Below are 5,042 nucleotides of genomic sequence, written 5' to 3'. Positions count from 1 at the left end.
CCGAGCGACAGCGTGCCGATCACGCCGCCCGTCTGCAGCACCGTGCCGACGATCACCGCCGTGCCCGACGAATAGCCGGCCTCGCGCATCACGGTCGGCAGCCAGTTCGACAGGAAGTACAGATCGATCAGGTTCATGAAACTGATCGCCCACAGCAGCAGCGTGACCGGCAGGCGGCCATGGCGGAACAGTTCGGCCACCGGCGCGCCGCTCGCCGCGCGCTCGCGCACGACGAGCCGCGTGTTCGCATCGATGCCGGCCTGCGGCGCGAACCGCGCGAGCCAGTCACGCGCCTGCGCGACGCGCCCTTTCAGCACCAGGAACTGCAGCGATTCGGGCAGCCGCGCGACCATCGCGATCGTCAGCACGAGCGGCACCGCACCGCCGACGAAGAACACCGAACGCCAGCCGAGCGCCGGAATCAGCGCCGCGCTGATGAAGCCGCCGAGCGCCGCGCCGAGCGTGAAGCCGCACGACACGATCATCATCCGCTTCACGCGATGCGCGGCCGGGCTGAACTCGCCGACCAGCGCCATCGCGTTCGGCATGATGCAGCCGAGGCCGAGCCCCGTGACGAAGCGCAGCGCCATCAGCACGGGAATCGAGCCCGCGAACGGCGTCGCGAGCATCGTCACCGCGAAGAACAGCGTCGAGCCGATCAGCACCGGGCGCCGCCCGATCCGGTCGGCCAGCACCGACAGCCCGAGCGCGCCGAGCAACATGCCGAACAGGCTCGCGCTGAACACGGGCCCGAGCGCCTGCTTCGGCACACCCCATTCGGCGATCACGCTCGGCGCGACGTAGCCCATCGCCTGCGCATCGAAACCGTCGATCACGAGGCACAGCCCGCACAGCGCGAGCAGCATCCAGTGAAAACCCGGGCGATGGGTCTCGTCGATCACGCGCTCGACTTCGAGCACGCGCGTATCGGCCGCCGCGCTCATTGCGCCACCTCGGCGGCCGGATGCACGGGCGGCGTCACGCCCTGGCGCGCGAGCGCCATCGCTTCGCGCAGCACGTCGGCGTCACCGACCTGGTTCGCGAGCAACAGGATCAGCTTCGCGTTGACGAGCTGGCTGTCGGCGTCCGACAGGTCGCGATGCATGTCGATCAGCGCTTCGTAGAACGCATCGGGGTCGGCCAGGCGCGGGCGGGTATCGAGTGGGGGCATGACGGTGTCTCCGGTGTCTTTATCGTATTCAGCGTGCGCAGCTCGCGCGCGCCAGTGCGTCGGCAATCGCCTGACGGTCGAGCGTGCGCGTGCGGGCGCAGACGTGCTGGTCGGGACGCAACAGGTAGAACGTGCCGGGCTGCGCGTCGTAGCGCTGCGCGGCGAGCCCGTCGACGTCCTCCACCACGTCGACACCGGCCGCCGGCTGCGCGTGCCCGGCCGGCACGACGAGCACCGGCCGCACCGCCGGCGCGAGGCCGTCGACGGCCTGCGCGAGCGCGGCCGCGTCGCCCGGCAATCCGAACAGCACACCGGTGAAGCCGCCGCGCAGATGCTGCAGCAGCCAGCCCGACGCGCCTTGCGCGCGCACCGGTGCATCGGCCGCCGCCGCGCCCGGCCGCATCGCGCACGCAAACGTGTCGCCGCCGCGGTCCGGCGTGTTGAGCGGCGAATCGGCCAGCACGGCCGGCACCGACAGGCGCCCGCTGTTCACCAGCTTGCGTGCGAACTCGCAGTCGCGCGCGAGCTTCAGCGTCGCGTCGCGGAACACGCGCGACACCGCGCTTTTCGGCGTGATGAAATCGGTCGAGCGCGTCGAGTTGCGGATGTTCTCGTCGGCTGCGAACTCGCGCTCGCTCGCATAAGTGTCGAGCAGGCGGTCGTGCGCACGGCCGTCGAGCACCAGCTTCAGCTTCCACGCGAGGTTGTCCGCGTCCTGCACGCCGCTGTTCGCACCGCGCGCGCCGAACGGCGACACGCCGTGCGCGGAATCGCCCGCGAACAGCACGCGGCCGTGGCGGAACGTGTCCATCCGCTGGCAGCGGAACGTATAGACGCTCACCCACTCGAGCTCGAACTCGACGTCCGCGCCGAGCAGCGCGCGCACACGCGGGATCACACGCTCCGGCTGCTTCTCGGCGACCGGATCGGCATCCCAGCCGAGCTGGAAGTCGATGCGCCACACGTTGTCCGGCTGGCGGTGCAGCAGCACCGACTGGTTGCGGTGAAACGGCGGGTCGAACCAGAACCAGCGCTCGGTCGGAAACTCCGCCTTCATCTTCACGTCGGCGATCAGGAAGCGGTCCTTGAACGTGCGGCCACGGCTTTCCAGGCCCATCGCCGTGCGCATCGGGCTGCGCGAGCCGTCGGCCGCGATCACGTATTGCGCGCGCAGCGTCGCGACGCCGTCCGGCGTCTCGATCGTCAGCACCGCGTGTTCGGCCGACTGGTCGACGCCCGTCACCTTGTGCTTCCAGCGGATGTCGATGTTCGGCAGCTCGAACGCGCGGTCGGCCAGATAGCCTTCGACGTAGTACTGCTGCAGGTTGATGAACGCGGGGCGCGCATGCCCCTCCTCGGGCAGCAGGTCGAATGCGTAAAGCTGCTCGTCCTGCAGGAACACCTTGCCGACGTGCCAGCTCACGCCCTTGTCGACGAAGCGCTCGCCGCAGCCGAGCCGGTCGAAGATCTCGAGCGTGCGCTTGGCGAAGCAGATCGCGCGCGAGCCGGTCGACAGCGTGTCGTCGTCGTCGAGCAGCACGACCGGCACGCCCTGCTGCGCGAGGTCGATCGCGGCGGCCAGGCCCACCGGGCCCGCGCCGACGACGATCACCGGGTGGACGGCCGCGTCGTGCGCGCGGGCGCGGTACTCGAACTTCAGCGTCTGGTAATCGATGCTCATGGTCGCCATCCGCGCGTCAACCCCGCCGTGCGCGCACCGCCGCGCCCGTCGCTCCATCCGTCTCCTCGCGGCGCGCCTGCCCGCTTGTCCTGTCAACAACCGCCACGTCTCGCTCCTTGCTTCCTGTTGATTCGTGAACGGCGCCGTTTCGCGGCGCCCGCATGCCGCTTTTCTTGATCGGCGACCCCTCCTTGGATTTACGAATAGTAAAACCAATTACGAATAGTGAAATCAACGTAAACCCTAGTCGTTCGCTCGGGGACGGGATAACCATATGAATGAAACGCCGAGCCGAGCGCGGCGCGCGCTGCTAATATCAAGTCAACGAGGCGGCCCTTTCGGCCGCCATTTTTCCTTCTCACGCCGATGATTCCGCCTACCATCCCCGAGCTGGTCAGCCGTGCCGGGCAACTGCCGTATCTGCGGGAACACCTCGCGCTTGCCGAAGGCGGCACCGCGTGCGCGAATCTGCCCGAGCGCACGCTCGCCAGCGCGTACGAGCCGATCTACGACGTGACGATGCCCGGCGCGCCGCAATCGACGTCGTTCGCCGACGCGATCGAGCGCTACGGCGACGAGCTCGGCTTCCAGGCCGTCACGCTCGTCACCGGCGCGCAGCACGACCCGGTCGACGCGGCCGTCGACGACCAGACGCTGGTCGCGATCGACCGCCTGTCGCGCGCGCTGCACGCGATCAATTTCTTCGGGGCGCAGCGTCACGGGCTGCTGTTCCTGCGCGTGCACGAGCGGCTGCTCAAGAGCGTGAAGTACGACCACGGCAAGCATTTCTCGTCGGTACTGCAGCGCTTCGGGCTGCCGCCCGAGCGGATCGTGATCGAACTGCCGGCGGTCGCGGTCGCCCACAAGACGTTCCTCGGCTACCTGACGCGCAGCTATCAGCATCACGGCTTCAAGGTCGCCGACAAGCTGCCCGACCCGGGCCGCATCCTCGCGGTCGAATCGGACATGGCGCGCCCCGACTACATCAAGATGGATGCGGGCATCGCGTTGCGCGACGGGATGGTCAAGGCGCTCGTCGCCTACGCGCAGCGCGTGCGGATTCCGCTGATCTTCGACGGCGTGGTCGACGAGACGCAGTGCGAGCTGCTGCGCCAGCACGACGTGCGGTTCATGCAGGGGCCGGTGTTCGCGAAGGTCGTGACGGCCTGAGCGGAGGGAGCAGCCACGCGGGGAGCGTGCCGCGCCGGGGGCGGCATCCGGTGTCGGGTTACTTCGGGAATCAGGTTTCAGCGTCGCTCGACGCCGGCCGGTTCCTCGTTCGTTCATGCAGAAAGGTCGAATGCGCTTGCGCACCCGCCCGGCGCCGGCGCATTGCCCGCGACGGGCCGCCTATTCCCTGCCACCGTCGTCGTACTTCGGTAGATCGTCGTCGATCTCGATGCCCGGGAAACGATCGCCGTACCAGACGTGCCACGCCGGACGCAGCCTCGACGGTTCGTCGAGCGTCGCGTAATTGATCTCGACCGTCTGCGGCGCGTCAGAGCGCCGGTATTCGAGCTGCGCGCCGCAACGGCCGCAGAAGCGCCGTTCGCCCCAGGCGCTCGACGCGTAGACGGTCGGTTCGCCCCGCAGATATTCGAATGCGTCGATCGGCACCGATGCCGATGCGACGACCGCCGCGCCGGTCGTGCGCTGGCAGAGCCGGCAGTGGCAGAAACCGGCGTCGGTCGGAACGCCGGCGATACGGTAGCGGATCGCGCCGCACGCGCATCCGCCTTCCATCGGTTCGGGGTGCGCCATCGCAGACCTCGTCGTCGGGGAAGCAGGCGAACGATGATGAGCGCGGTTCGCCCGTCACGCAATACGCAACGGTGCCGCGCCGCCTCTGCTTCCCCACCTGTTGCGCACGAGCTGGTTGCCGCACGACCACAGCACCCGCGCGCTCGTCGCTCTCAGACCGTCTGCCCGAGCCGCTGCGCGAGCGCCTTCAGTTGCGGCCCGACCTGCGTGCGAAACACGGCCTCGTCCATCGACGACGCCGGGCCGCTGCAGCTCAGGATCAGCCAGCGCCCCTCGCGCGGCTCGCGAAACGGCACGGCCGCCGCGTTCACGTCCGCGTGCCACGCGCGGAACGAATAGCAGCAACCGCCCGCCGAGAATTCGGCCACCGCCTGCTGCGCGGCGGCGACGAGCGCATCGGCGTCGGCCGCGCCGCCGGCCGCGCGGTGC

5 protein-coding genes and 1 pseudogene are annotated in these 5,042 nt (G+C 69.3%); 1 reads left to right on the top strand and 5 read right to left on the bottom strand.

Annotation, left to right across the window (positions count from 1 at the left end; genetic code table 11):
- The 3 genes from JMF90_RS23545 to JMF90_RS23535 all read right to left on the bottom strand — a co-directional run.
- A partial coding sequence (locus JMF90_RS23545) for an MFS transporter (protein WP_201325489.1) occupies positions 1 to 944 on the bottom strand: 944 nt, incomplete at its 3' end.
- Positions 941 to 1,171: a DUF2783 domain-containing protein gene (locus JMF90_RS23540; RefSeq protein ID WP_034206533.1), complete on the bottom strand. Its 231-nt coding sequence runs from the start codon at positions 1,169 to 1,171 to the stop codon at positions 941 to 943. The genes JMF90_RS23545 and JMF90_RS23540, both read right to left, overlap by 4 nt.
- A 28-nt stretch (positions 1,172 to 1,199) precedes the next feature.
- A complete protein-coding gene (locus JMF90_RS23535) occupies positions 1,200 to 2,861 on the bottom strand; it encodes an FAD-dependent oxidoreductase (protein WP_175808991.1) in 1,662 nt (553 codons plus the stop codon).
- A 357-nt stretch (positions 2,862 to 3,218) separates the two neighbouring features.
- Between JMF90_RS23535 and JMF90_RS23530 the strand changes: the two genes are divergently transcribed.
- Positions 3,219 to 4,022 (top strand): EAL domain-containing protein, encoded by an 804-nt coding sequence (locus tag JMF90_RS23530; protein ID WP_006484944.1) that lies wholly within the window; start codon positions 3,219 to 3,221, stop codon positions 4,020 to 4,022.
- A 180-nt stretch (positions 4,023 to 4,202) separates the two neighbouring features.
- On the opposite strand, the gene JMF90_RS23525 is transcribed toward JMF90_RS23530, so the two are convergent.
- Together JMF90_RS23525 and JMF90_RS23520 are read right to left on the bottom strand one after the other, a co-directional pair.
- Positions 4,203 to 4,613: a GFA family protein gene (locus JMF90_RS23525; RefSeq protein WP_011694174.1), complete on the bottom strand. Its 411-nt coding sequence runs from the start codon at positions 4,611 to 4,613 to the stop codon at positions 4,203 to 4,205.
- 152 nt (positions 4,614 to 4,765) lie between these two features.
- A pseudogene (locus JMF90_RS23520) lies at positions 4,766 to 5,042 on the bottom strand (IclR family transcriptional regulator); the annotation flags it as partial.

It is taken from the genome of Burkholderia sp. E168m23 (assembly GCF_016586125.1).
Classification (GTDB): domain Bacteria; phylum Pseudomonadota; class Gammaproteobacteria; order Burkholderiales; family Burkholderiaceae; genus Burkholderia; species Burkholderia orbicola.
Note: the sequence above shows the minus strand (reverse complement) of the source record. Positions and strands in the feature narration are given on the sequence as shown.